19 protein-coding genes are annotated in these 23,876 nt (G+C 62.3%); 11 read left to right on the top strand and 8 right to left on the bottom strand.

Going from position 1 to position 23,876, the window contains the following annotated elements:
- Window positions 1-358: 358 nt before the first annotated feature.
- The 3 genes from Q1M07_RS06085 to Q1M07_RS06075 all read left to right on the top strand — a co-directional run bounded on the left by Q1M07_RS06085 (window position 359) and on the right by Q1M07_RS06075 (window position 3,153).
- The gene (locus Q1M07_RS06085) at window positions 359-907 is read left to right on the top strand and encodes a putative metalloprotease CJM1_0395 family protein (RefSeq protein ID WP_300452073.1); all 549 of its coding nucleotides are present in this window, start codon (window positions 359-361) and stop codon (window positions 905-907) included.
- Between the two features lie 253 nt (window positions 908-1,160).
- Complete coding sequence (gene adh, locus Q1M07_RS06080) at window positions 1,161-2,681, top strand: aldehyde dehydrogenase (protein ID WP_300452071.1); 1,521 nt, start codon at window positions 1,161-1,163, stop codon at window positions 2,679-2,681.
- Between the two features lie 70 nt (window positions 2,682-2,751).
- Entirely contained in the window at window positions 2,752-3,153 is a 402-nt protein-coding gene (locus Q1M07_RS06075) for a DUF779 domain-containing protein (protein WP_300452069.1), read from the top strand.
- A gap of 130 nt (window positions 3,154-3,283) precedes the next feature.
- Here the strand turns inward: Q1M07_RS06075 and Q1M07_RS06070 are convergent, their stop codons facing one another.
- Window positions 3,284-5,503, bottom strand: a complete 2,220-nt coding sequence (locus Q1M07_RS06070) for a SulP family inorganic anion transporter (RefSeq protein WP_300452067.1) — start codon at window positions 5,501-5,503, stop codon at window positions 3,284-3,286.
- A 382-nt stretch (window positions 5,504-5,885) separates the two neighbouring features.
- Here Q1M07_RS06070 and Q1M07_RS06065 point away from each other — a divergent pair, with 382 nt between their 5' ends.
- Window positions 5,886-6,737 (top strand): PEP-CTERM sorting domain-containing protein, encoded by an 852-nt coding sequence (locus Q1M07_RS06065; protein ID WP_300452065.1) that lies wholly within the window; start codon window positions 5,886-5,888, stop codon window positions 6,735-6,737.
- A 76-nt stretch (window positions 6,738-6,813) separates the two neighbouring features.
- Here the strand turns inward: Q1M07_RS06065 and rpoD are convergent, their stop codons facing one another.
- From rpoD to rpsU, 3 genes are all read right to left on the bottom strand, one after another.
- On the bottom strand, window positions 6,814-8,760 hold the full coding sequence (gene rpoD / locus Q1M07_RS06060) for an RNA polymerase sigma factor RpoD (protein ID WP_300452063.1): 1,947 nt from the start codon (window positions 8,758-8,760) through the stop codon (window positions 6,814-6,816).
- A gap of 51 nt (window positions 8,761-8,811) precedes the next feature.
- Window positions 8,812-10,557, bottom strand: coding sequence for a DNA primase (gene dnaG / locus Q1M07_RS06055; RefSeq protein ID WP_300452061.1), 1,746 nt, complete (start codon window positions 10,555-10,557; stop codon window positions 8,812-8,814).
- Between the two features lie 142 nt (window positions 10,558-10,699).
- Entirely contained in the window at window positions 10,700-10,912 is a 213-nt protein-coding gene (gene rpsU / locus Q1M07_RS06050) for a 30S ribosomal protein S21 (protein WP_012807257.1), read from the bottom strand.
- A gap of 571 nt (window positions 10,913-11,483) precedes the next feature.
- Between rpsU and Q1M07_RS06045 the strand changes: the two genes are divergently transcribed.
- From Q1M07_RS06045 to Q1M07_RS06020, 6 genes are all read left to right on the top strand, one after another.
- On the top strand, window positions 11,484-12,248 hold the full coding sequence (locus Q1M07_RS06045; protein WP_300452059.1) for a methyltransferase domain-containing protein: 765 nt from the start codon (window positions 11,484-11,486) through the stop codon (window positions 12,246-12,248).
- Between the two features lie 6 nt (window positions 12,249-12,254).
- On the top strand, window positions 12,255-13,028 hold the full coding sequence (locus tag Q1M07_RS06040) for a TSUP family transporter (protein WP_300452057.1): 774 nt from the start codon (window positions 12,255-12,257) through the stop codon (window positions 13,026-13,028).
- Window positions 13,029-13,120: 92 nt separating this feature from the next.
- Complete coding sequence (locus tag Q1M07_RS06035) at window positions 13,121-14,275, top strand: ABC transporter substrate-binding protein (RefSeq protein ID WP_300452055.1); 1,155 nt, start codon at window positions 13,121-13,123, stop codon at window positions 14,273-14,275.
- 143 nt (window positions 14,276-14,418) lie between these two features.
- Window positions 14,419-15,453 (top strand): branched-chain amino acid ABC transporter permease, encoded by a 1,035-nt coding sequence (locus Q1M07_RS06030; protein WP_300452053.1) that lies wholly within the window; start codon window positions 14,419-14,421, stop codon window positions 15,451-15,453.
- Window positions 15,450-17,249, top strand: a complete 1,800-nt coding sequence (locus tag Q1M07_RS06025; protein ID WP_300452052.1) for a branched-chain amino acid ABC transporter ATP-binding protein/permease — start codon at window positions 15,450-15,452, stop codon at window positions 17,247-17,249. The genes Q1M07_RS06030 and Q1M07_RS06025 overlap by 4 nt, the downstream gene beginning before the upstream one ends.
- Window positions 17,246-18,010 (top strand): ABC transporter ATP-binding protein, encoded by a 765-nt coding sequence (locus Q1M07_RS06020; protein ID WP_300452050.1) that lies wholly within the window; start codon window positions 17,246-17,248, stop codon window positions 18,008-18,010. Before Q1M07_RS06025 ends, Q1M07_RS06020 begins: the two co-directional genes overlap by 4 nt.
- 44 nt (window positions 18,011-18,054) lie before the next feature.
- Here the strand turns inward: Q1M07_RS06020 and Q1M07_RS06015 are convergent, their stop codons facing one another.
- Window positions 18,055-18,507: a hypothetical protein gene (locus Q1M07_RS06015; RefSeq protein WP_300452048.1), complete on the bottom strand. Its 453-nt coding sequence runs from the start codon at window positions 18,505-18,507 to the stop codon at window positions 18,055-18,057.
- Window positions 18,508-18,635: 128 nt separating this feature from the next.
- Between Q1M07_RS06015 and Q1M07_RS06010 the strand changes: the two genes are divergently transcribed.
- The gene (locus Q1M07_RS06010; protein ID WP_300452046.1) at window positions 18,636-19,568 is read left to right on the top strand and encodes a LysR family transcriptional regulator; all 933 of its coding nucleotides are present in this window, start codon (window positions 18,636-18,638) and stop codon (window positions 19,566-19,568) included.
- 60 nt (window positions 19,569-19,628) lie between these two features.
- On the opposite strand, the gene Q1M07_RS06005 is transcribed toward Q1M07_RS06010, so the two are convergent.
- From Q1M07_RS06005 to ahpC, 3 genes are all read right to left on the bottom strand, one after another.
- Window positions 19,629-21,350: a response regulator gene (locus Q1M07_RS06005; RefSeq protein WP_300452045.1), complete on the bottom strand. Its 1,722-nt coding sequence runs from the start codon at window positions 21,348-21,350 to the stop codon at window positions 19,629-19,631.
- A gap of 138 nt (window positions 21,351-21,488) precedes the next feature.
- Window positions 21,489-23,048 (bottom strand): alkyl hydroperoxide reductase subunit F, encoded by a 1,560-nt coding sequence (gene ahpF / locus Q1M07_RS06000; RefSeq protein ID WP_300452043.1) that lies wholly within the window; start codon window positions 23,046-23,048, stop codon window positions 21,489-21,491.
- Between the two features lie 127 nt (window positions 23,049-23,175).
- The gene (gene ahpC, locus Q1M07_RS05995; RefSeq protein ID WP_300452041.1) at window positions 23,176-23,739 is read right to left on the bottom strand and encodes an alkyl hydroperoxide reductase subunit C; all 564 of its coding nucleotides are present in this window, start codon (window positions 23,737-23,739) and stop codon (window positions 23,176-23,178) included.
- Window positions 23,740-23,876 lie beyond the last annotated feature (137 nt).

The following is a 23,876-nucleotide window of genomic DNA, read 5'->3' as shown; positions in this document are numbered from 1 at the left end:
CGCCGCGGCCGCCCGGGGCGGGGCAATCGGTTCCGGGCTACGCCCTCCACCGCTTGCCCCGCCCCGGTCAAAGCGGACAATTCATTTGCTACAAAACCGGACAGATCTATTTGTTGCCAACATCTCTTCACCGTGTTGGGGGGTGCGAACGGACGTTCCGACGGTACTTTTGGCGGTATGACGCCGATGGCCTGGACAGTCTGGTAGATCACTACCTGATTTTGACGATAGGCAAGGCCGGTCGGCGAGCGTCATGGTTTCACTGTGGTTCGCGCCGCCTCCAGGCAGCGGCTGGAAAACTTCCGTCGCGAGATCTATAGTGCAGTTTGCATATGAGCGTCTGCCGTTTGAGGTGTCCATGATCAGCAGTCTCTCGCCTTGGCAAACTGCGTTTTCCCCGTCGGTCGAGCGGGGCAGCGGTCGCTCGCTCGGCAGCGAGCAGCGAAGCGACATGCAGAACGGCCTGTCGGTCGACCAGCAGCGGCAGGTCGACGCCTTGCGCGCCGTCGACCGCAAGGTGCGTGCGCACGAGTTGGCGCATGTCGCGGTCGGTGGCGGGCTGGTCGGCGCGGCTTCGTTCAGCTACCAGGTTGGCCCTGACAAGCAGCGCTACGCGGTGGCCGGCGAGGTCAGTATCGACGTTTCGGAAGGCCGCGATGCGGAAGAAACGATCGCCCGCGCGGAGCAGATTCGTGCCGCGGCGCTGGCGCCGGCCGATCCGTCGTCGCAGGACCGTCGAGTGGCGGCACTGGCGACCAGGATGGAAACTGCGGCCCGGCAGAAACTGGCCAGCGAAGGGAGTGCGGTGAACGCGACGGATCGCGGGCCGCCTGTCAGCAGCGCACTCGCGGCTTACCAGTTGCCTTTTCAGGCGCCGCGCACCATCGGTTTCAGCGTTTTTGCGTGATCGATTATGCCGCCTCGTCGCTCGCCGAGCAAACCCCGGCCGCGACCACACGGCGCAAGGCACGGCGGCCGTTCCCTGGGCTGCGGCATCGACGATGCGCCGCCTCTTGTCCGAGCCCCGCCGATCGAATGAAAGTGGCTTTGCATCAAGACTATAATCGGTCAGGGTGCCAGTGCGAAAGCGAACCAACGATCGCAGAACTGTCTCGCACAGAGCACGCTGTCGCGGATATACCTTAATGAGGAGACAAGACATGCGCTACGCCACTCCCGGCACTCCCGGTGCCAAGATCGCCTACCAGGCCCGCTACGACAACTTTATCGGCGGCAGTTGGCTTGCCCCGGTCAAGGGTCAGTACTTCGACGTCGTTACACCGATCAGCGGCAAGCCCTATACTCAGGTCGCCCGTTCGACTGCCGAGGACATCGAACTGGCGCTCGACGCGGCGCATGCCGCCGCCGACAAGTGGGGACGCACGCCGCCGGCCGAGCGGGCCAACGTGCTGCTGCGGATTGCCGACCGCCTGGAGTCCAAGCTCGAAACGCTCGCCTACGCCGAGACGGTGGACAACGGTAAGCCGATGCGCGAGACGTTGAACGCTGACATCCCGTTGACCATAGACCATTTCCGCTACTTTGCCGGCTGCCTGCGTGCCCAGGAGGGTGGCATCAGCGAGATCGACGAAAACACCGTCGCCTACCATTTCCATGAGCCGCTCGGCGTTGTCGGCCAGATCATCCCCTGGAACTTCCCGATCCTGATGGCCGCCTGGAAACTGGCCCCAGCGATCGGTGCTGGCAACTGCGTGGTGCTCAAACCTGCCGAGTCGACGCCGATCAGCATCCTGATCATGGCCGAGATGATCGCCGACCTGCTGCCGCCGGGCGTACTCAACATCGTCAACGGTTATGGTCGCGAAGCCGGCATGCCGCTCGCCACCAGCCGCCGCATCGCCAAGATCGCTTTCACCGGGTCGACCACCACCGGCCGCCTGATTGCCCAGGCGGCGGCCAACAACCTGATTCCGGCGACGCTGGAACTGGGAGGCAAGTCGCCGAACATTTTCTTTGCCGACGTCGCCCAGGCCGACGACAGCTTCTTCGACAAAGCCATCGAAGGCCTCGTGTTGTTCGCCTTCAACCAGGGCGAGGTGTGTACCTGCCCGTCGCGCGCCCTGATTCACGAGTCGATCTACGAACAGTTCATGGCGCGCGTCTTGCCGCGCGTTGCGGCGATCAAACTGGGTGACCCGCTCGACACCGATACGATGATGGGCGCACAGGCCTCGCAGGAGCAGATGACCAAGATCCTGTCCTACCTCGATCTCGGTCGGCAGGAGGGGGCCGAAGTGCTGATTGGCGGTGTGCAGGCCCAACTCGGCGGCGAACTGGCCGACGGCTACTATGTCCAGCCGACGCTGTTCAAGGGCCACAACAAGATGCGCATCTTCCAGGAGGAGATCTTCGGCCCGATACTCGCGGTTACCACCTTCAAGGATGAGGCGGAAGCGCTGGAGATCGCCAACGACACGTTGTACGGCCTCGGTGCCGGCGTCTGGAGTCGCGACGGCAATGTCGCCTACCGCATGGGCCGGGCGATCAAGGCCGGTCGCGTGTGGACCAACTGCTATCACGCCTACCCGGCGCACGCCGCCTTCGGCGGCTACAAGGAATCCGGCATTGGCCGCGAAACGCACAAAGTGATGCTCGACCATTACCAGCAGACGAAGAACTTGCTGGTCAGCTACAGTGAGCGGAAGCTCGGCTTCTTCTGATTCACTTGTCACTACTCGGCAGGAAAGCACGCGCCGGGGCGGACAGGCGCCCCGGCGCATGGAGATCGACATGGTTGAAAAAGTCATTGCTACCGAAGCGGCGCTCGAACTGATCGAGTTTCTGAAGCGCAAGCACGGTCCATTGATGTTCCACCAGTCCGGCGGCTGTTGTGACAACAGCGCCGCCAACTGTTACCTGCCTGGCGAGATCACGATCGGCGCCGGCGACGTTTTTCTCGGTGAGATCGGCGGCTGCCCGTTCTACATCGGCAAGTCGCAGTACGAGTACTGGCGACACACGCAACTGATCATCGACGTGATCGACGGCCACGGCGGCACGTTCTCGCTCGAAGGGCCGGAAGGAAAAGCGTTTCACACGCGCTCGCGGGTGTTTGGCGAGGCCGAGTTGGCCGACTTGGCGGCGAAGCCGAGTTCGCCGCCCGCACAGCGGGTGGTATCGGACGGCGGCTGAGGCGGCCAGCGACACGCGACTTATACGGGGCGACGAGAAACCCCGGATTCGGCTCGTGAAGTGTCTGCCGGCTGTGGCCGCGATTCCTCGCTTGTCAGGCGTTCCGCGGAGCGCGCTGCCGACGAAGCGTTCAGCCGCGCAGAGCCTGTAACTCGCCGATGGTGACCCGTAAGCGCATCGATAGATTGAGCGCCACGTTGTGCACGATGGACAGCGCAAGGTCGCCGTGTTGCTTGGCGAGGAGGTCGAAATCCTCGTGTGCCAAGACGTAGACCTCGACATCGGTGAGCGCCAGCGCATCGGTCACGTGACCACTGGACTCCAGGAAACCCATGCCTCCGATGAGTTCGCCGGGGCCGATCGTAGCCAGATGATAACTTTCCTTCCGGTCGATCGGCACCGTCACCTTGACCGACCCGCTGCGTACGATGAACAGCGAATTGTCGTCCTCGTGGACCTTGAAGACGAAGTCGCCGGCACGCACCGGACGCGTGCTGACAGCGGCACTCAACGCGCGCACTCCATCGGACGAGATTCCTCGCAGGAGAGGGGAGTCCGCGAGAGCCATCGCGGGCAGGACGGTGTCTTGGGTGACGGCGTTGGCGCCGCCGTTGGTTTCGACCCATTCGAGTGCCTCGTCCAGTTGGCGGAAGGCGAAGGCTTTGTTGGTCGGTCGGACCACGCCGGTTTCCTTGAGAAAGCGTTTCATCTTCAAGCCGCTGGGCAGGCCCTTGGGAATGTCGCAAAACACCAGATACGCGTTGTGTTCTTCCAGCCGATCCTTGATCTGCTCGAGCACGTGCGTCGCCGTCACGTCGAGTGACTGCACGCGTCGCATGCTGAGGATGACGTAGGTACGGGCTCCGATTTCCGGCTCCAGCGCCGCCTGCAGTTGGCTGGCTGTGCCGAAGAACAGACTTCCCTGGAGTTCGAAGACCACCGCCTGCCTGGCTTGTTCCAGCGCTTGCCCGGTGTCGCGCAGCTTATAGGCGTGTTTGGAGAAGATTTCCGGTCCGTCGATGCGATTTCTGACGACGGAACTGCGCGTCTGCTCGCGGATGAACAGCATCATGGCGAGCGCAACGCCGACCCCCGAAGCGGCAATCAGGTTGACGAAAATCGCCACCAGAATCACTGCCACGATCACCACGAAATCGAGACGTGTCGTCGGGGTAAAGAAGAAATGCAGACTGTGCTGGTCGATCATGCGGTAACCGATGACCATCAGAATAGCGGCCAGCGCGGCAACCGGTATCCAGGCGATAAGCGGTGCGAGGAGCAGAAAGGCAACCAGCGAGAAGACGCCGCACATCAATCCGGAAGCGCGGCTCGTGCCACCGCTGGAAATGTTGATCAGCGAAGCCCCCATGGTTCCGGCGCCCGGAACGCCGCCAATCATCGACGAAGCGATATTGCCCAAACCCTGCCCGACCAGTTCGCGGTTCGAGTCGTGGTGCGTCTTGGTCATGGCGTCGATCACCACGCAGGTCTTGAGCGTGTCGATCGAAAGCAGAACCGCCAGCGTCAGTGAGGGCACGAGAACCTTGCTCACCGTCTCGACGTTGAGCACCCGGAAGGCCTTCCAGTGTTGAATCATCGAATCGGCAAGGCCGACGTCGCCCGTGTTCAAGCTTCCGACGAGCAGCGGGTTGCCCTGCGTCGTCAGTAGTTCGGGGTCCATCGCCCCGAGCAACTGGTAGCAGGCGACACCCGCCACCAGGGCGAGAATCGCCGCCGGGATGGTACGCGTCAGACGTGGCGTCAAAACCATGGTGGCCATGGCCACGGCACCGACAACCACTCCCGGCCATGACCAAATGCCGGGTGACGAAACGGCGTCGACCAGCGCCGTGCCATTCGCTACGCCGAGAAACTTGGGGATCTGGCTGCCAATGATGATCAGGCCGACGCCGCTCAAATAGCCGCTGACTACCGGAAAGGGGATGAACTTGATCAGACGGCCGATGCCCGCCAGACCGAGGCCGATCTGGATGGCTCCCGACAGCAGACCGATCAAGCCGAGCATCAGCAGAATCGTTTCGGCCGGCGTGCCTTGCTGCGAAAAGGTCAGCGCCAGCGCCGACAGAACCGCCGCCGCCGGCGCACAGGGGGCGGTAATCAGCCGGCTGCTGCCGCCAAACGAAGGCGCCACCAGCGCTAGTGCGGTGGCGCCGAGGATTCCGGCGAGCGCACCCTGTGCCGCCAGGGTGCCACCCAAAGGCGCCAGAATGGTGACGCCAAACGCAATTGCCGAAGGCAGAGCGACGAGCATCGCCGCCAGCCCACCCCAAAAATCGTTGGTCAGCGTGGCACGGGAAAAAACGACCTTGCTTGTCAGTTCACTCAACATCGATGACCTTTCGACCACGGAGCCGAGCGCCGGCCCGACTTGTCGCGGCGATCAGGGAGTAGCCAAAGGCCGGATCCTGGTCTTGCTCGCACATCATTGCAACGCGTTGCGAATCGATAGTTGGTTGGACGCACTCAATGGGTCGCCGGGATGTGCCACGGGAGGCGGGGTTGTTGCCGTGTGGGACTCGGGAGATGCCGGTAAGGGTAAAGCGGGTATTCAGATCCATTATAGACACCGTATCGGCGTGCTGTGCAGTAGTTCATAGCCGTCGGTGGCCGCTTGGCGAGACACTGCATGGCGTAGACGAGCCGTGCCATTACCCCGTGAGGCGCGTCGGCTCGATAACCTCAACCACAAGCGGATTAGAGAAAGTATCCCCATGAAAAGGACTATCGCCCTCGCTATTGCCACCCTTGCCGCGACCGGCAGCCTGCCGACGGCGGCCTTTACGATCGACGGAAATCTCGTCGACTGGGGAGTAAACCACACAACCTGGGTTCCATCCCCCGGCATCGAATACGCGATTGACGACCAAGTGGGAGCCGGCGCCTATTATCTGAATCCGGGCTGGGGTGGACAAGCCTACGACGCGGAGGCGCTGTATGCCAAGATCGCGGACGGCCGGCTGTACATCGCCCTGGCGACTGGTCACAACCCGCGAACGGTGAACAACCCTGGCGCCAACAGCTATGGTGCCGGCGATTTCGCGATCGATTTCAGGAAAGACGGAACCTTCGACCTTGGCATCAACATCAAGCAGGTCAACAGCGTCGCCCGCGGCGGTGCTCCCGTTTTCGAGTCTTTCGGTGTCGAAGGAGGCGTATACAAGGACCCGACCTGGGCCTATGGGCTGTGGGACAAGAATGGCCACCACACGTCGCCGGAGTCCGCTCGCTACGCTCCCGACATGGCTCACCCGACGCATCTGCTCGCCGGTACGGCGGTGGGGCTGGCGACGCTGGCCTATACCACTAGCGGCCAGCCGGGCTACGGTGCGAACCCCGGGGACCGACATTACTTCTACGAAATGAGCGTCGATCTGGCCCTCTTGAGATCCGGAGGCTGGCACGATGGCGAGGCCTTCGACATCCACTGGACCGAGAACTGCGCCAACGACAGTATTTTCGTCGACCCACCGGGCATCGTCCCGGAGCCGGCGACGCTGGCCTTGATGGGACTGGGTTTCTGCGGACTGGTGAGCCGCCGTGGCAAGGAAATCGCGCCGGGTTGAACCGCGCAGCCAGTCTCTGTCGCCTGCAGGGGGGCCTCGCGCCCCCTTCTTCTAGCGCTACCGGATGGTCGCCCCGTCAGCTATTGCCGCTGTCGAGGAAGCTGCGCAGTTTGTCGGAACGTGACGGGTGGCGAAGCTTGCGCAGCGCTTTGGCTTCGATCTGACGTATGCGTTCGCGGGTAACGTCGAACTGCTTGCCGACCTCCTCGAGCGTGTGGTCGGTATTCATTTCGATGCCGAAGCGCATGCGCAGCACCTTGGCTTCACGCGGAGTGAGCGTGTCGAGCACATCCTTGGTAATGAAGCGCAGGCTGGAGTAAAGAGCGGCTTCGGTCGGCGCCAGCGTCGCGTGATCCTCGATGAAATCTCCCAGGTGCGAGTCATCGTCGTCACCGATCGGCGTTTCCATCGAGATCGGCTCCTTGCTGATCTTCAGGATCTTGCGAATCTTCTCTTCAGGCATCTCCATCTTCTTCGCCAGCGTCGCCGGATCCGCTTCGAGACCGGTCTCCTGGAGAATCTGCCGTGAGATGCGGTTCATTTTGTTGATCGTTTCGATCATGTGCACCGGGATGCGAATCGTCCGCGCTTGATCGGCAATCGAGCGTGTGATGGCCTGCCGAATCCACCACGTGGCGTAGGTCGAGAACTTATAACCGCGCCGATACTCGAACTTATCGACCGCTTTCATCAGGCCTATGTTGCCTTCCTGGATCAGATCGAGAAACTGCAGGCCGCGGTTGGTATACTTCTTGGCGATCGAGATTACCAGCCGAAGATTCGCTTCGGTCATTTCCCGCTTGGCGCGGCGAGCTTTCGCTTCGCCGGTCGACATCTGCTTGTTGATGTCCTTCAGTTCGCGCAAGGGAATGCCGATGCGGTCCTGCAGAGCCAGCAACTTTCTCTGTTCTTCCTTGATGTTCGGTGCATTGCGCGAAAGAATCGCGCCATAGGTCTTGCCGGCCGTGGCGATCTCGGCGTCCACCCAGTCGATGTTGAGTTCGTTGCCCGGGAATACCTTGATGAAATGCGCGCGCGGCATACGAACCGTGTCGACGCAGATGCGCTGGATCTTGCGCTCACAGGCACGCGCTTCCTCGACCATCGCGCGTACCGAATCGCACAGGCGCTCGATGGTCTTCGAGGTAAAGCGGATGCCCATCATCTCTTCCGAGATCTCCTGCTGGATCTGCAGGTAGCCCTTGTCCTGCGAACCTTTCCGGAGCAGCAAAGCATGCGCCTTGGTGTAGCCGGTCCGGATCGCTTCCAGTCTTTCCAGCCCCTCGGTTTTGAGCTTCAGCAGCGATGCCGCCGCTGCCGCCCCTTCCACCGCTTCCGCCGTTTCTTCGTCCTCCTCCTCGGCTTCGCTCGCCAGTTCCTCGGCAAGCTCCTCAAGCGAGCCGCTGGTATCTGGGTCGATCAGCCCGTCGATCAACTCATCGATGCGCATTTCGTCGCGCGCGATGCGGTCGGCGCAGTTGAGAATCTCGGCGATGGTCGTCGGGCAGGCAGAAATCGCCTGAATCATGTGCTTCAGGCCGTCTTCGATACGCTTGGCGATTTCGATTTCACCTTCTCGGGTCAGCAGCTCAACCGAACCCATCTCGCGCATGTACATACGCACCGGGTCGGTAGTCCGACCGAACTCCGAGTCCACGGTTGACAACGCCTGCTCGGCCTGTTCCTCGACGTCGGCATCGTCGGCCCCGGCAGCCGGCGCGGCATCCGACATCAACAGCGTTTCCGCGTCGGGAGCCTCGTCGTAGACCTGGATTCCCATGTCGTTGAAAGTGCTGATGATGCTTTCGATCTGCTCGGCATCGACGACATCGTCCGGCAGATGGTCGTTGATTTCGGCGTAGGTCAGAAAGCCGCGCTCCTTGCCCAGCTTGATCAGCGTCTTGAGACGCATCTTGCGCGTCTCGTCGTCCACCGGCGTCGGTTGCGTACCGACCTGCGCCAGGAGATCGGCCGCTGCCTTTGCCTTCGCCGCCTTCGTCGTTACCGCCTTTTCCCTTGCCATGGCCATTTCCCGGATAGCGTTGAACTGGTAAACCCTAAATTCTAGCACACTTCATGGGCACGGCTGCCCACGCTCGCGTGCTGCCAGCACCTGCAGGTACTGCTCCTTCTCTTCGCTCGACAAGCCCTTGACGCCAAGTCGCTGAATTTTTTCCTGCAAACGCGCGAAAGCGCGTCGTTGTTCGCTACCGGCCAGTTGTTTGAGCGTGCCGGCAAACTCGTCGTCGATCTCGCTTTCGGCAAATGGCTGCTGCATTAGTTCAGCCGCCGCCGTCTGCAGAAGCTGCTCGTACTCGTTGCCTCGAAGCTTTTCCAACAAAGTCGGATAGGCCAGCGTTGCCGCTTCGCCGACCCCGATCGTGTCGCACAACAGGCGCACCGCCCGGCTTTCCGCGGAGTCGTCCGGTAGCAATTCGAGCGGCAGGCGCGAAGCGAGCTGAGGTTTCTGGAGCAGCAGACGTAACAAGGGCCGCAACAGCGAGGGCGCCTGACGTGGCACGCGTGCGGGCGCTGGCCGGGCGACCGGGCGCAGCTCGCACAGCCGCTCGACTTCGGCCTGCGAAAAACCGCTGGCCTCGGTCAGGCGTTTCACCAGTTGCAGTCTCAGCAGTGGCGCCCGCAGGCGGCCGAGTAGTGGCTTGCTCTCGCTTACCAAGCGCGCACGACCCTCCGCCGTGCCGAGGTCGCAGCGCCCGGCGAGTTCGCGCAGCAGAAAATCCGATAGTGGCATCGCTTCGGCGAGCAGCCGCTGAAAGCCCTCACTACCGCGCTGTCGGACGAAGCTGTCCGGGTCCTCGCCATCGGGCAGGAAGGCAAAACCGATGCTCTTCTGTTCTGGGAGCGCTTCCAGGCTATTTTCCAGTGCGCGCCAAGCGGCTTTACGTCCCGCAGCGTCACCGTCAAAGCAGAAAACCAAGCGCTCGGCCTGGCGCAGCAGCTTCTGCACGTGCGTCGGCGTGGTCGCCGTGCCGAGCGTAGCGATGGCGTTGCCGACGCCATGCTCGGCCAGTGCGATGACGTCCATATAGCCCTCGACGACGATCGCCACCCCGCTTTCGCGAATCGCGGCGCGCGCCTGCGGCAGGCCGAAGACCTCGCGACCCTTTTCGAAAAGCGGCGTCTCGGGCGAGTTCAAGTACTTCGGCTCGCCTTGCTCGAGAACGCGGCCACCGAAGGCGATCACCTCGCCCTTCTGATTGACGATCGGAAACATCACCCGGTCGCGGAAGCGATCGTAGAGCCGTCCCTGCTCGTTCCTGACGACCAGACCGGCGAGCTGCAAATCGCGATCGGCATAGTCGTCAAAGGCCACTGCCAGGTTCTGCCATCCTTCCGGCGCGTAGCCGAGGCCGAAACGGCGGGCGATTTCCCCGCGCACTCCGCGCGCCTTGAGGTAGGACACCGCCTTTTCCGAAGCTTTGAGCTGCTCGTAGTAGAACTTTGCGGCCCGTGCCATGAGCGCGCTGAGCGCTCGCGATGGCGGTTCGCTCTGCGCCGTCAGGCTCGGTTGGTCAGGAAGCGGCAGGCCGACGCGAGCGGCGAGTTCCCGAATCGCTTCGACGAAGCCGACCCCGGTATACTCCATCACAAAGCCGATCGCCGTGCCGTGGGCGCCGCAGCCGAAGCAGTGGTAGAACTGCTTGCTCGGACTGACCGTGAAGGACGGCGACTTCTCGCTGTGGAAGGGGCAGCATGCGGCAAAGTTGGCGCCCGCCTTCTTCAGTGGCACGTAAGCGTCGATCAGGTCGACGACATCAATGCGGTAAAGCAGTTCCTGAATGAAGGAGTCCGGGATCATCCAGAGCTTCCTCGGGCGGGTGGTGAAGCGAGGCGAAGCCACTCTTCAATGTCGATCAGGCGGTTTTCCGGCAATTCCAGAAACGCCAACAGCCGCCCATCTTCAGACGGACGGCTGTCCAGAGAGAAGCAAGCGGCTGTGGCTAGTAGAGCTTGGGCGGCAAGGTCTGGCTGCGCATCCGTTTGTGGTGCCGTTTGACCGCGGCGGCCAGCTTGCGCTTGCGTTCGGCGGTGGGCTTCTCGTAGAACTCGCGCGCTCTGAGCTCGGTCAACAGACCGGTTTTCTCAACGGTGCGCTTGAAACGGCGAATCGCAACTTCGAACGGCTCATTTTCCTTAACGCGGATTGCAGGCATCGACTCATCCCAAGGTCAAAAAGATCACATCACAGTTTAGCCGCACATTATAAACACAGTGCTGCCGAGAATCCAAGAGCCAATTGCCTGTTTTCGATAGTCATCCCGCCCCGCTACCACACCGCGAAGCGTGTTTCCTCGGTGCGCTGCTCTAACAAACCAGGGTCGTCGGTGGTGTGATCGGCCATGTTGAAGGCCCGCCGTCGACCCGACGCAGCGAAAAATACGGAGCAACTGGCGGGAATCGCTAGCGCACTCGTTATTGCGAACGGACATCTGCCGTTTCCTCCGTCTTCGAGACCCAATGGACGCGTGGTGAGCGGTCCCGCGCGCAATGCTCGGCATGAGCGAGGAAACCTGCGATACTCTGGCGGCCCGGGGACTTGTTGGTGGTGCGTCGCCCATCCCGATCGACGCGGCAGGCGACGAAGAGCGGCAGGATGGCCGCCGCCGCTGAGCTGTCGACCGCTTGGCCAGCCGCACTGGGCAAGGCTTTTTTGTGAACTGGCCGTGGCCGGAATGTGGACTGTCCCGGCCACGCTTCCAGCCGGGACGGCGAAAGGGAATGAGGATGAACTGGGATCCGGAGCAGTACCTCAAATTCGTCGAGGCCCGTCGACGGCCGGCGCTGGACCTCTTGGTCAGAATGGGCGGCAAGTCGGCGGCGTCCATTGTCGATCTTGGTTGCGGTACCGGCAATATCACACAACTGCTGGCCGAGCACTGGCCGGCGGCGCGGATCGTCGGCATCGACAGCGATCAGGCGATGCTCGAGAAAGCTTCCGCTACGGCGTCGCCGCCGATCGAGTGGCGGCAGGCCGACATTGCCACGTGGCAAGCTACAGACGCGCCGGATCTGATCTTTTCGAATGCCGCTTTGCACTGGCTGGACGATCACCGGCGCCTGTTGCCTAGCTTGATCGGGCAATTGGCTCCGGGCGGTGTCCTGGCGGTACAGATGCCGGCGAACTTCAACGCACCTTCGCATCGGATTCTCCTTGAACTGGCCGGTGATCCCGGCTGGCAGGAGGCTTTCGAGGGGGTGCGCATGGGCGCCGTGCTGCCCGCCGCCGAGTATCATGACTTGTTGACGCCGCTCAGCCAGCGCTTGGAGGTGTGGGAGACGACCTACTGGCAGGCGCTCAGCGGCGACGACGCGGTTGTCGAGTGGATGAAGGGAACGACTTTGGTACCCTACCTGGCCCGTCTCGACATGAAGACCGCCAAGCACTTCCTGGCCGCCTATCGCGCACGGCTGGCCGTCGCCTATCCACGACGCCCGGATGGTCACACGCTTTTCCCGTTCAAGCGCATTTTCCTGATCGCGCAGCGCTGAGCGGCGATGGCCGGCGTCGATCAGTCGGTGCTGCTGGCACTGGCCGCGGCAGCGACTCTTGCCGGCTTCATCGATGCGGCCGTGGGCGGCGGCGGATTGATCCAGATCCCAGCGCTGTTCAACGCCCTGCCGAACGAGAGGCCAGCCACGCTATTCGGCACGAACAAGTTCGCCAGCGTTTTCGGCACCAGTAACGCCGCTTGGCGTTATGCGCGTCGCGTTCGCATGCCCTGGCGCACGACCCTGCCAGCGGCGGTGGCTGCCTTTGCTTGTTCGTACGGCGGCGCGATGACCGTCGCCTGGTTGCCGCCGGCGCTGTTGCGTCCCCTGATCCTGCTGCTGTTGATCGCTGCCGCCGTCTATACCTTCGCACGCCCCGATTTCGGAGCGTTTCACCGGCCCCAGCACCAGGGACGCCGCGAGCTGGCCTACGCACTCGTCGTCGGTGGCGCGATCGGCTTTTACGATGGTTTCTTCGGGCCAGGGACCGGCAGCTTCCTGATCTTCCTGTTCGTCCGTTTTTTCGGTTTCGATTTTCTGCACGCTTCGGCGGCGGCGAAAGTGGTCAACGTGGCGACCAATCTGGCGGCGCTTGGCTTCTTCGTCCCGCACGGCCATTTCCTGCCGCTTCTGGCGCTGTTGATGGCGGTCTGCAACGTTCTTGGTTCGCTGTTTGGCACCCATCTCGCGCTGCGTCACGGCAGCGGATTCGTTCGCTGGGCCTTTTTGTGCGTGGTCAGCGCTTTTGTCGTCAAGTTTGCGCTCGATACTTTCATTTAGGCTTGTCTCGCCAATCCACTGGCCGCACAATGGCATTCTGCCGTGCGTCCGTCGCGCGGCCATCGAACCGCTCAATCGCGTTGGGGGAGACCATGAAAACAAAATCATCCATTGCCCGGCTGCTGGCCGTCCTGGGCGTCGCCTTTGCCGCCGCCGTGCAAGCCGACATCAACGTTGGCGTGACGCTGTCGGCCACCGGGCCGGCGGCATCGCTCGGCATTCCCGAGAAGAACACCTTCGCCTTGGCGCCGACCACGATCAGCGGCCAGAAGATCAATTACATCGTGCTCGACGATGCCTCGGATACCACCACGGCGGTCAAGAACACGCGCAAGCTGATCGCCGAGAACAAGGTCGATGTGGTCATCGGTTCGACGACGTCGCCCAACTCGCTGGCCATGATCGACGTGGTCGCCGAGGCCGAAACGCCAATGATCGCCATGGCCGCGTCGGCGCGCATCATCGAGCCGATGGACGCCAAGCGCGCCTGGGTTTTCAAGACGCCGCAGAACGATGCGCAGATGGCGACGGCGATCGTCGAGCACATGACCAACCACAACGTGAAAACGGTGGCCTACATCGGTTTTGCCGACGCTTATGGCGAAGGCTGGTGGAACGAGTTTTCGAAGATCGCCGAGGTGCGCAAGATCGAGATCGTCGGCAACGAGCGCTTCAATCGTACGGATACGTCGGTTACTGGTCAGGTACTGAAAATCCTGGCCGCCAAGCCGGATGCCGTTCTCGTCGGTGGCGCCGGCACGCCAGCCGCTTTGCCACAGAAGGCGCTCAAGGAAAAGGGCTACAAGGGAATCATGTATCAGACGCACGGCGTGGCGAACGCCGATTTCCTGCGCGTTTGCGGCAAGGATTGCGAGGGAACGTTCCTGCCGGCGGGTCCGGTACTCGTCGCGACACAACTGCCGGACAGCAATCCGATCAAGAAAGCGGCGCTCGAATACGTTGTCAAGTACGAGGCGGCGAACGGCAAGGGAACGGTATCGACCTTCGGCGCCCACGCCTGGGACGCCACCAAGCTGCTCGCCAACGCCATCCCCGAAGCCCTCAGGAAGGCTCAGCCGGGGACGGCCGAGTTCCGCAAGGCGCTGCGCGAGGCGCTCGAGAAAACGAAGAACCTCACCGTGACGCACGGTGTTTTCAACATGAACCCGCAGGATCATCTCGGTTTCGACCAACGTGCACGCGTCATGGTCAAGATTGAAGGCGGCAACTGGAAGCTCGTGCACTAGACGGTTGGCCGGCTGTTGGGCGCCCATGGCGGCGATCGCCGTGGTGGTCGGCCGCGAGGATGGTTGGCGCCGTCGGACAGCCGGGCCCTGATGAGTATGGCTGACGGCCCGGCGGCTTGCCGGTCGCGACTGGAAGGGCTTCGATGGATTTGCAGATTGCCTTGCTGCTGGGGCAGGACGGTTTGACCAACGGTGCCATTTACGCGCTGCTGGCTCTGGCTCTGGTTCTGGTTTTTGCGGTCACGCGAGTGATTTTCATCCCGCAGGGCGAATTCGTGGCCTACGGCGCGCTGACACTGGCCAGCCTGCAGGCCGGCAGGCTGCCGGGAACGGTCTGGCTGCTGCTGGCGCTCGGCGCCGTGATTGCCGTGGTTGACGGCTCGCTGGCGATACGTGCCCGGCAGTTCAAGCGACTGCCGTGGATCGTGCTGCTCAGTTGCGGTGTCCCGCTGCTGCTTGTCGGCGCGTTGCTCGCCGTTTCGGCGGCCACCTTGCCATTGCCGGTGCAGGTGCTGCTGGCCTTGATGCTGGTCGTTCCGCTCGGCCCGATGATCTATCGTTTGGCCTATCAGCCAGTCGCCGAAGCCTCGGTGCTTGTTCTGCTGATTGTCTCGGTGGCAGTGCACGTGACCCTGATCGGAATCGGCCTGCTGTTCTTTGGTGCCGAGGGTTCGCGCACGCCGCCGTTTACCGACGTCAGCTTGGAAATCGGCGATGCCCTGTTGCAGGGACAAACGATCCTGGTGGTGGTCGCCAGTGTCGTCTTGATCGTAGCCCTCTATTTTTTCTTCGAACGGACGATCTATGGCAAGGCCTTGCGGGCGACGGCCATGAATCGTACCGGTGCCCGCCTGATGGGTATTTCGGGATCGCTGGCCGGCCTGCTGTCGTTTACTCTGGCCGCTTCGATCGGTGCCTTTTCCGGCATCCTGATTTCGCCGATCACGACGATTTACTACGACTCGGGCTTCGTGATCGGCCTTAAGGGATTCGTCGGCGCGATCATCGGTGGCTTGGCAAGTTATCCGGTCGCGGCGGCTGGCGCCGTTTTGGTCGGCTTGCTCGAATCGTATTCTTCGTTCTGGGCCAGCGCCTTCAAGGAGGTGATCGTTTTCACGCTGATCATCCCGGTCCTGCTCTGGCGTTCGCTGAAGGCGCGCCACGTGGAAGAGGAATGAAGGACTCCACGCGCGCCGCGGCCTACCTCTTGCCGTTCGTCGCCGCACTCGCGGTCGCCCCGCTGCTGCTGCCGGAATTCTACGTCACCCTGCTCAACTACATCGGTCTCTACGCGATCGTCGCCTTGGGACTGGTCATGCTGACCGGCGTCGGCGGACTGACTTCGTTCGGGCAGGCGGCTTTCGTCGGGCTCGGCGCGTACACGTCTGCCTACCTGACGACCGTGCACGGGCTTTCGCCCTGGCTGACGCTGCCCGCCGGCCTGCTGGTGACCGCCGTCGTCGCCGTTTCGCTCGGCTTGGTGACGCTGCGCCTGTCGGGGCATTTCCTGCCTCTGGGGACGATCGCCTGGGGCATCAGCCTCTACTATCTGTTCGGTAATCTCGAGGTACTGGGCGGCCACACCGGCATCAGCGGCATCCCGCCATTGCAGATCCTGGACCGTGAGATCAAGTCGGGACGCGAGTTTTTCTATCTGATCTGGGCTGTCCTGCTGGTCGTCGTCCTCGGCACGCGCAACCTGCTCGACTCGCGCGAGGGACGCGCCATTCGTGCCTTGCGCGGCGGCTCGCTGATGGCGGAGGCGATGGGTGTCGACACGCCGCGCGCGAAGATCGTCATCTTTACCGTCGCCGCTCTCTATGCGAGTGTTTCCGGCTGGCTCTACGCCCACCTGCAGCGCTTCGTGAATCCGACGCCCTTTTCGCTGACGCAAGGCATCGAGTATCTTTTCATGGCTGTCGTCGGTGGTGTCGCGCACGTCTGGGGAGCGATCGTCGGTGCTGGGCTGATCACCATTCTGAAACAGTGGTTGCAGGACTGGTTGCCCATCGTGCTCGGGCAGAGTGGCAACTTCGAGGTCATCGTCTTCGGACTACTGATGATCTTCGTCCTGCATCGCGCGCGCGACGGCGTGTGGCCAATCGTAACGCGCCTGTTCCCGCCGCCGGCGCGGCGGCGGTCAGCGCCGACGTCTGTTGCGGAGACCGAGTCGCCGCCTCGCCTCCCCTTGGCGCGGCGTCCGCGGCCGGAATCCGGCTCGCTATTGCTCGAAGTCACTCGGGCAAGTAAGCGTTTCGGTGGCTTGGTAGCGAACGACAACGTCAGCTTCACGGTTCGCGCAGGCGAGGTGATGGCGCTGATCGGTCCGAATGGCGCGGGCAAGAGCACCATGTTCAACGGCATCTCCGGTGTCGACCCACTGACGTCGGGCGGCGTCTCCTTTCGTGGTCAACGTGTCGAATCCCTGCCGGCGCGCGACATCGCCCGCCTCGGCATGAGCCGGACCTTTCAGCATGTTCGTCTGCTGACCGGCATGAGCGTCATCGAAAACGTCGCTATCGGCGCGCATCTGCGCGGTGAAAAGGGTTTTCTCGCTGCCGCCTGCCGTGCCGATCGGGCCGAGGAAGCACGCCTGTTCGACGAAGCGGCGTGGCAGATCGAGCGCTGCGGTCTTGCCGAGCAAATGCATGATGCTGCCGGCAGCCTGCCGCTCGGCAAGCAGCGGCTGGTCGAGATTGCCCGCGCGCTGGCTGCCGACCCTTGTCTGCTGCTGCTCGACGAACCGGCCGCCGGTCTGCGCTACCTGGAGAAGCAGGCACTCGCCGATCTGCTGCGCCGGTTGCGTGCCGAAGGGATCGGCATCCTGCTCGTCGAACACGACATGGACTTCGTGATGGGCTTGGCCGACCGCGTGCTGGTCATGGAGTTCGGGCGCCAACTGGCTACCGGCCTGCCGGCCGAGATCCAGCGGAATCCGGCGGTGGTCGAAGCCTATCTGGGAGGTGTCGAATGAGGGTTCTGGACGACGACGGCGACGACGGGCAAACCGTGGTCCTCCAAGTGCGCGGACTGTCGGTCAGCTATGGCAAGGTCGATGCCTTGCACGGGATAGCACTCCGAGTGCACCGTGGCGAAATCGTCACTGTCATCGGTCCGAACGGTGCCGGCAAGACCACCCTGCTTTGCGCGCTGATCGGTCTGCTGCCGGTACGCGGTGATATCGTCTATCTCGGCGAGCGTCAGGACGCCGGGCGTAGCGTCGAGAAACTGGTGCGCCAAGGGATGACACTGGTGCCCGAGAAACGCGAACTGTTTGCCGAAATGAGCGTCGAGGACAATCTCCTGCTGGGTGCCTTCGATCGGTATCGGGTCGGCCATCGTGACCAGTTGGAAACCATCGACCAAGTGTACGACATCTTTCCACGCCTGATGGAGCGTCGTCAGCAGATGGCCGGTACCCTGTCCGGCGGCGAGCGCCAGATGCTGGCCATGGGCCGCGCGCTGATGGCCAAACCCCGGCTGTTGCTGCTCGACGAACCCAGCCTGGGGCTTGCGCCACTGGTCATCCGGGAGATTTTCCGCACCATCAGCCAACTCAAGAAGCTGGGCGTGGCGATTTTGCTCGTCGAACAGAACGCCCGAGCGGCGTTGCAGATCGCCGACTATGGCTACGTTCTCGAAACCGGCGAGTTGTCGTTGGAAGGGCGCAGCCGCGAGCTCCTTACCGACCAACGGGTCGTCGAAAGCTACCTGGGGCTGGGCGGCCGGCATTAGATCTGCTGTTTCTCGGTGCGGAGTTCACGTTCGACCAATCCCACTTACTCGCATTCGATGCGCAGTTCGCGACGAACCCCCAGGCGCTGCGCGTCATGCGAGACATCGTGCAGCTCGAGTCCCCAGCGCCGCATGGCTTGCGCCACCAAAAGGGCTTCGCCTCCGTTGAGGCAACCATCGGCGGCGACGATGTCGAGAAGCACCCGCAGAGTTCCCTTTTGCAGTTCGGGTGAGCGAATGTCGTCGAGCAAATGGTCGATCGTTTCGCTGTCGATCTCGATCTGCCCAAAACCGGGAGCGCGCGTCGACAGCCGAACGTCGTCGCAGAATTCGTGAATCACTCGATCGAAAGTGTCGGACGTGATGCCCAGCCGGTCGAGAAGATCCTGTTTTTGCAGCAGGTTCAGTTCGCTGTTGTCCAGCCCGCCATCGGCGAGAAGGGCGAGAGAGACGAAACGCGCCCTGGCTTCAGCGCTGTCCGAATCGTAGTGCCGCATATGCTTTCTCCAAGAAGAATCGGTTTGGGTTTTGTCGGCCATCGTTTGCTCGACAGCCCCACTATGCGAGCGCAAAGCGATAAAATCAAATGAGAAAATTTAGAATAGTAATTTGATAAGGCTTATACATGCCACGTCGCCGAATCACGTTCCGCCAACTGGAAGCCTTTGCCGCGGTCGCTGCGCACCGCAGCTTCACGAAAGCCGCCGCGGCATTGCATTTGACGCAGCCAGCAGTTTCGCTGCAGGTGAAGCAAATGGTCGAGGTCCTCGGCTTACCGTTGTTTGAACAGCAGGGGCGAGAGGTGCTCCTGACCGAAGCTGGCGAGGAAATGTCGAAAACGGTAAAGGCACTGGACGACGTCTGGAACCGCCTCGAGTCGGCGATCGACGACCTCAAGGGTTTGAAACGCGGCCGCCTGAGGGTGGCACTGGTACCCACGGCGCGCTCCTTCCTGCCGCGCATGCTGGGCGACTTTTGCCGGCGCTACCCGGAAATCGACGTCGAAATGGAAATCGCCGACCGCGAACGGGTCGTCTCGCGGCTACGCGGCAATCAGGATGATCTCTACATCATGGTCTATCCGCCGGAAGACCTTGAGTTGGTTAGCTACCCATTTCTCGACAATGAACTGGTGGTCATCGCGGCGGCAGGTCATTGGGCGGCTGGACAGCGGATCGAGCTCGGCGCGTTGGCCAGCGAGCGCTTCATTCTGCGCGAGACGGGTTCCGGCTCGCGCCGGACGATAGATACCCATCTCTCGCAGGCGGGACTGAAACTCGACGTCAGACTGACGTTGAACAGCAATGAGGCGATTTGTGACCTCGTTGCCAGCGGCATGGGACCGGCAGTTCTGTCCCGGCACGCCTTGCCGGTGGATCCAGTCACGCAGGGACTGTGCATTCTCGACGTCAAGGGGTTTCCCCTACGCAAGCATTGGCGTGCCGTGCACCTGAAGTCGAAGGCCCTGTCCTTGCCGGCGCAGGCTTTCCTCGACCATCTGTTGCAGGGGGCGAGGGCCGAAGATCGGGACGCGAGACCCGCCATCGGGTCCAGCTAGCGGCCGGCCATGTCGCCGCCCGAAGAAACCGCCGTGTCGAGCCAAAAGCGCCGCCTGCGCTCAGCCGGCAGCTTTGTCGCCTTGGTTTCGCGCGCCGCTGAAAGGGACGATCGACACGCCGTACTTGCGAGCAACGCGCTGGTACATCTCTCTCGCCGAAATCACCCGCGGGTTGCGCATGTCCTTGGTCTGGGCCATTTCCAGGTAGCGCAGGCCACGTTTCGCCAGCGTCGCGTCCCAGCCCTTGATGTCGAGCAGGGTGAAAATCGCTTTCGTCGCATTGACCAGGAACTGCAGATTCGGTACGCGTTCAGCCGCTTCCATCAGCAACTGTACGGAGCCCTGAACGTCGCCGCTACGCGCTGCCATCACACCGCGGTTGTTGAGTTCGACGATTTCCCGCCCGACCTGCGCAAGAAGCTCCTGGCCGCTTTCCTCTTTCCCGGCCCGCGTATACATGTTTTGGACCTGCGCAATCATGGCGCGGTTTTCGTGGTTCTCCGCGGCGACCTTGCGGACGAGTTCCTGCGCCATGGCCTCGTTGCCGGTCGCCAGGCAGGCTTGCGCCAAGTCGAGTGTCAGTTTCTGCGACACAGGTGTCGCGGCGCCTTCGTCCTGCAAGGACTGGTGTAGTAAAACCGCCTGCTCGACGGCGCGCTTGGCTTTGGCGGGATCCCCTTCCTTTTCGGCGCATAGACCCTCCATGACGAGCGCGGCCAATTCCCCGTGCTTGTTGCCTCGCCAGTCGCGGCGGAGTTCATCGGTCACTTTTCTGGCGCCTTCGGTATGACCGCGTTGCACCATGACGCGCGACAGATTGGTGTAGTCGTCGATGTTCTTCAACGATGACCCGCGACGGCGCTCCAGCACCTTGCCGTAGGCCTTTTCGGCCATCTGAAGATCGTTGTTGCGTGCCGCGACGTCACCCACCAGGCGCTGCCGGTTCGAGTTGTTGGGCGAGATCAGTGCCGCACGCTGCAGGATCTCCTGCGCCTCCGTCGCCTTGCCCATGTCGTCCTGCACTTCGGCGAGAAAGTCGTAGGCCGCTGTGAACTCGGGGAAGTCGTCAACCAAGGCCTGTCCGACAGCTTCCGCTTCGGCCAGTTGCTGCTGTCCGCGCAGCGCCATGGCCAGACCCATTTTCGCCCACGGCACGACACGCTGTTTGAGCACCTGCTCGTAAACGAGCTGCGCGTCGGCATGACGGCCCAGGGCATTGAGGATTTCTCCCTTCAGACGCAAGGCATCGAACAGGAAAGCGCTCTCTTGCCCGAGCAGCTTTTCGCAGGTGGCCAGGGCTTCGGTAAAGGCGCCGTTGTCGAGTTGCTCGTAGAGTTGCGCGAAAAAACTCTTCTTGTAGAGGGCGCGAATCAGCCGGCCGTGCAGCTCGTCGGCCGTGAAGGGTTTGATCAGGTAGTCGTCCGGCGCCAGCTCGGCGACCGAAACGACGTTGTGGTAGCCGCGCTCGCTGGTGATAATGATGAATACGGTGCTCAGGGCCACCAGGTGCTGCTGACGGAGTTCTTCGAGCAGTTGCTGGCCGTCGCGCCCGTCTTCGAGCTGGTAGTCCGACAGGATGATGTCGAAATGATGCCCTTTGACCTGCCGCAGCACTTCCGCCGAGCTGCCGGCATTATGCACCGCCGTAACCCCCAGCGCCGAAAGCATGATGCGAAGAGAGTTCCGGGCGTTGGGGTGGCGATCGATCAGCAGCGCTCGCTTGCTGGCCAGTTCCCGGCTGAGCTTGTGACGCAGCTCCTCGGTGCTTTCGGGCGTTTTCATGCTGAAACATTACGCGAGAGTTCTCTGTCGATCAAGCGCTCGATCGCCGACCGATGACACGGGCGGCATGACACGGCAGCCGTCCGGGCCGGGTGTCGGCACGGGCAGAGGCGGTCCGTGCCGACCTCCGAAAGCGCCTCAGGCGACCGATTGGCGGATCAAGTAATCGAAAGCGCTGAGCGAAGCCTTCGCGCCTTCGCCAAGGGCGATGACGATCTGCTTGAATGGTACCGTCGTGACGTCGCCGGCGGCGAAGACGCCGGGTACCGAGGTTTCGCCGCGAGGGTTGATTTCGATCTCGCCGCGCGCCGACAGGGCGACCGTTCCTGCCAGCCACTCGGTGTTGGGCAGCAGGCCGATCTGCACGAAAATACCTTCGAGCTCGACGCGATTTGCTTCGCCGCTGCGGCGATCGGTGTACACCAGCCCGTTGACCCGCTTGCCGTCGCCGGTCACTTCCGTGGTCAGTGCGCTGGTGATCACCTGGACGTTGGCCAGACTGAAGAGTTTCTTTTGCAGCACGGCGTCGGCTCGCAGTTGGTTGTCGAATTCGAGCAAGGTGACGTGCGCAACGACGCCGGCCAGGTCGATCGCCGCCTCGACGCCGGAGTTGCCGCCGCCAATGACGGCGACTCGCTTGCCTTTGAACAAGGGGCCGTCGCAATGCGGACAGTAGGCCACCCCGTGGCCGCGATACTCATTTTCGCCTGGCACATTCATTTCGCGCCAGCGCGCCCCGGTGGCAATGATCACCGTCTTGCTCCTGAGTGTCGCGCCGCTGGCCAGCCGAACTTCACTGAGCCCGGTGCCACCACCGGGGAGCAGCACTTCGGCACGCTGCAGATCCATGACGTCGACCTCGTACTCCCGGACATGCTGCTCGAGTCCGGCAGCGAGCTTGGGCCCGTCGGTCTGACTGACCGAGATGAAGTTCTCGATCGCCAGGGTGTCGAGTACCTGTCCACCGAAGCGTTCGCTGACGACTCCGGTACGGATTCCCTTGCGTGCCGCGTAGATCGCGGCGGCGGCACCGGCCGGTCCGCCACCGACGATGAGCACGTCGAAGGGTTCGCGGGCCGATATCTTCTCGGCTTCGCGCTGCCGGGCGCCGGTATCGATCCGCCCGACGATTTCCTCAAGCAGCATGCGGCCCTGACCGAAATGTTCGCCGTTCAGGTAGACCGTCGGTACTCCCATGATCTGACGGCGCGTCACCTCGTCCTGGAAAAGCGCACCGTCGATCATCTGGTGACTGATGCCGGGGTTGAGCACGGCCATCAGGTTGAGGGCCTGGACAACATCGGGACAGTTGTGGCAGGACAGCGAAATGAAGGTTTCGAAATGGAACTCGCCGGCAATCGCGCGAATGTCGTCCATGGTCGCCGCTTCCGCCTTCGGCGGATGACCGCCGACCTGCAGCAGGGCAAGAATCAGCGAAGTGAACTCGTGGCCCATCGGGATCCCGGCAAAGCTGATGCGCGGCTGTTCTCCGGCACGGCCAATGGCGAACGAGGGCTTGCGTGAAGCCTCGCCGTCCTGCCTGGCGCTGACCTTGTCGGAAAGTTCGGCGATCTCCAGGAGCAAAGCCCACATCTCGCGCCCCTTTGCGCTGTCGTCGAGCGAGGCGACGAGTTCGATCGGCTGGCGGATTTTCTCGAGGTAGGCCTTGAGCTGAGTCTTGATGTTGGCGTCTAGCATGTGATTTCTCTCGCGTCGGGTGTCATGGAAAAGGGGCCGCCAAGCAGCTAGCCCTGCAGCCCCTTTGCGCTGGAACCCGCCAGTTTCGCCACCGCGGCGGCGAAACCCGGCCACCGGCTTTCGTGTATTAGATCTTGCCGACCAGGTCGAGCGACGGCGAAAGCGTGGCGTCGCCCGGCGTCCACTTGGCCGGGCAGACTTCACCCGGATGGCTGGCCACGTATTGCGCCGCTTGTACCTTGCGCAGCAACTCCTTGGCGTCACGGCCAATGCCCAGGTCGTGAATCTCGCAGACTTTGATGACGCCTTCGGGATTGATGACGAAGGTGCCGCGCAGTGCCAAGCCCTCTTCCTCGATCATCACGCCGAAGTTGCGGGTGATCGTACCGGTCGGGTCGCCGATCATCGGATAGCGGATCTTCTTGATGGTGTCGGAGGCATCGTGCCAAGCCTTGTGCGTAAAGTGGGTGTCCGTGGACACCGCGTACACTTCGACGCCGATTTTCTGAAACGAATCGTATTCGTCGGCCAGGTCGCCCAGTTCGGTCGGGCAGACGAAGGTGAAATCAGCCGGGTAAAAGACGACCACTGACCATTTTCCCTTCAGGTCGGCGTCGGAAACGGGACCAAACTTGCCGTTGTGGAACGCGGTGGCTTTGAACGGTTTGACTTCGGTATTGATCAAGGACATCTTGAGCTCTCCTTCGAGTTCGGTGGATAAAAGAAACGACGGACGAATGGTAGTGGAGTCACCAGAATTGTTCCAATTGATTCTAGTAATCTAAATCATAGCCAGGCGCTATCGATTCCTGTTCTTTGGCGCTAGAC

It is taken from the genome of Accumulibacter sp., from assembly GCF_029255285.1.
Taxonomy (GTDB): Bacteria; Pseudomonadota; Gammaproteobacteria; order Burkholderiales; family Rhodocyclaceae; genus Accumulibacter.
Note: the sequence above shows the minus strand (reverse complement) of the source record. Positions and strands in the feature narration are given on the sequence as shown.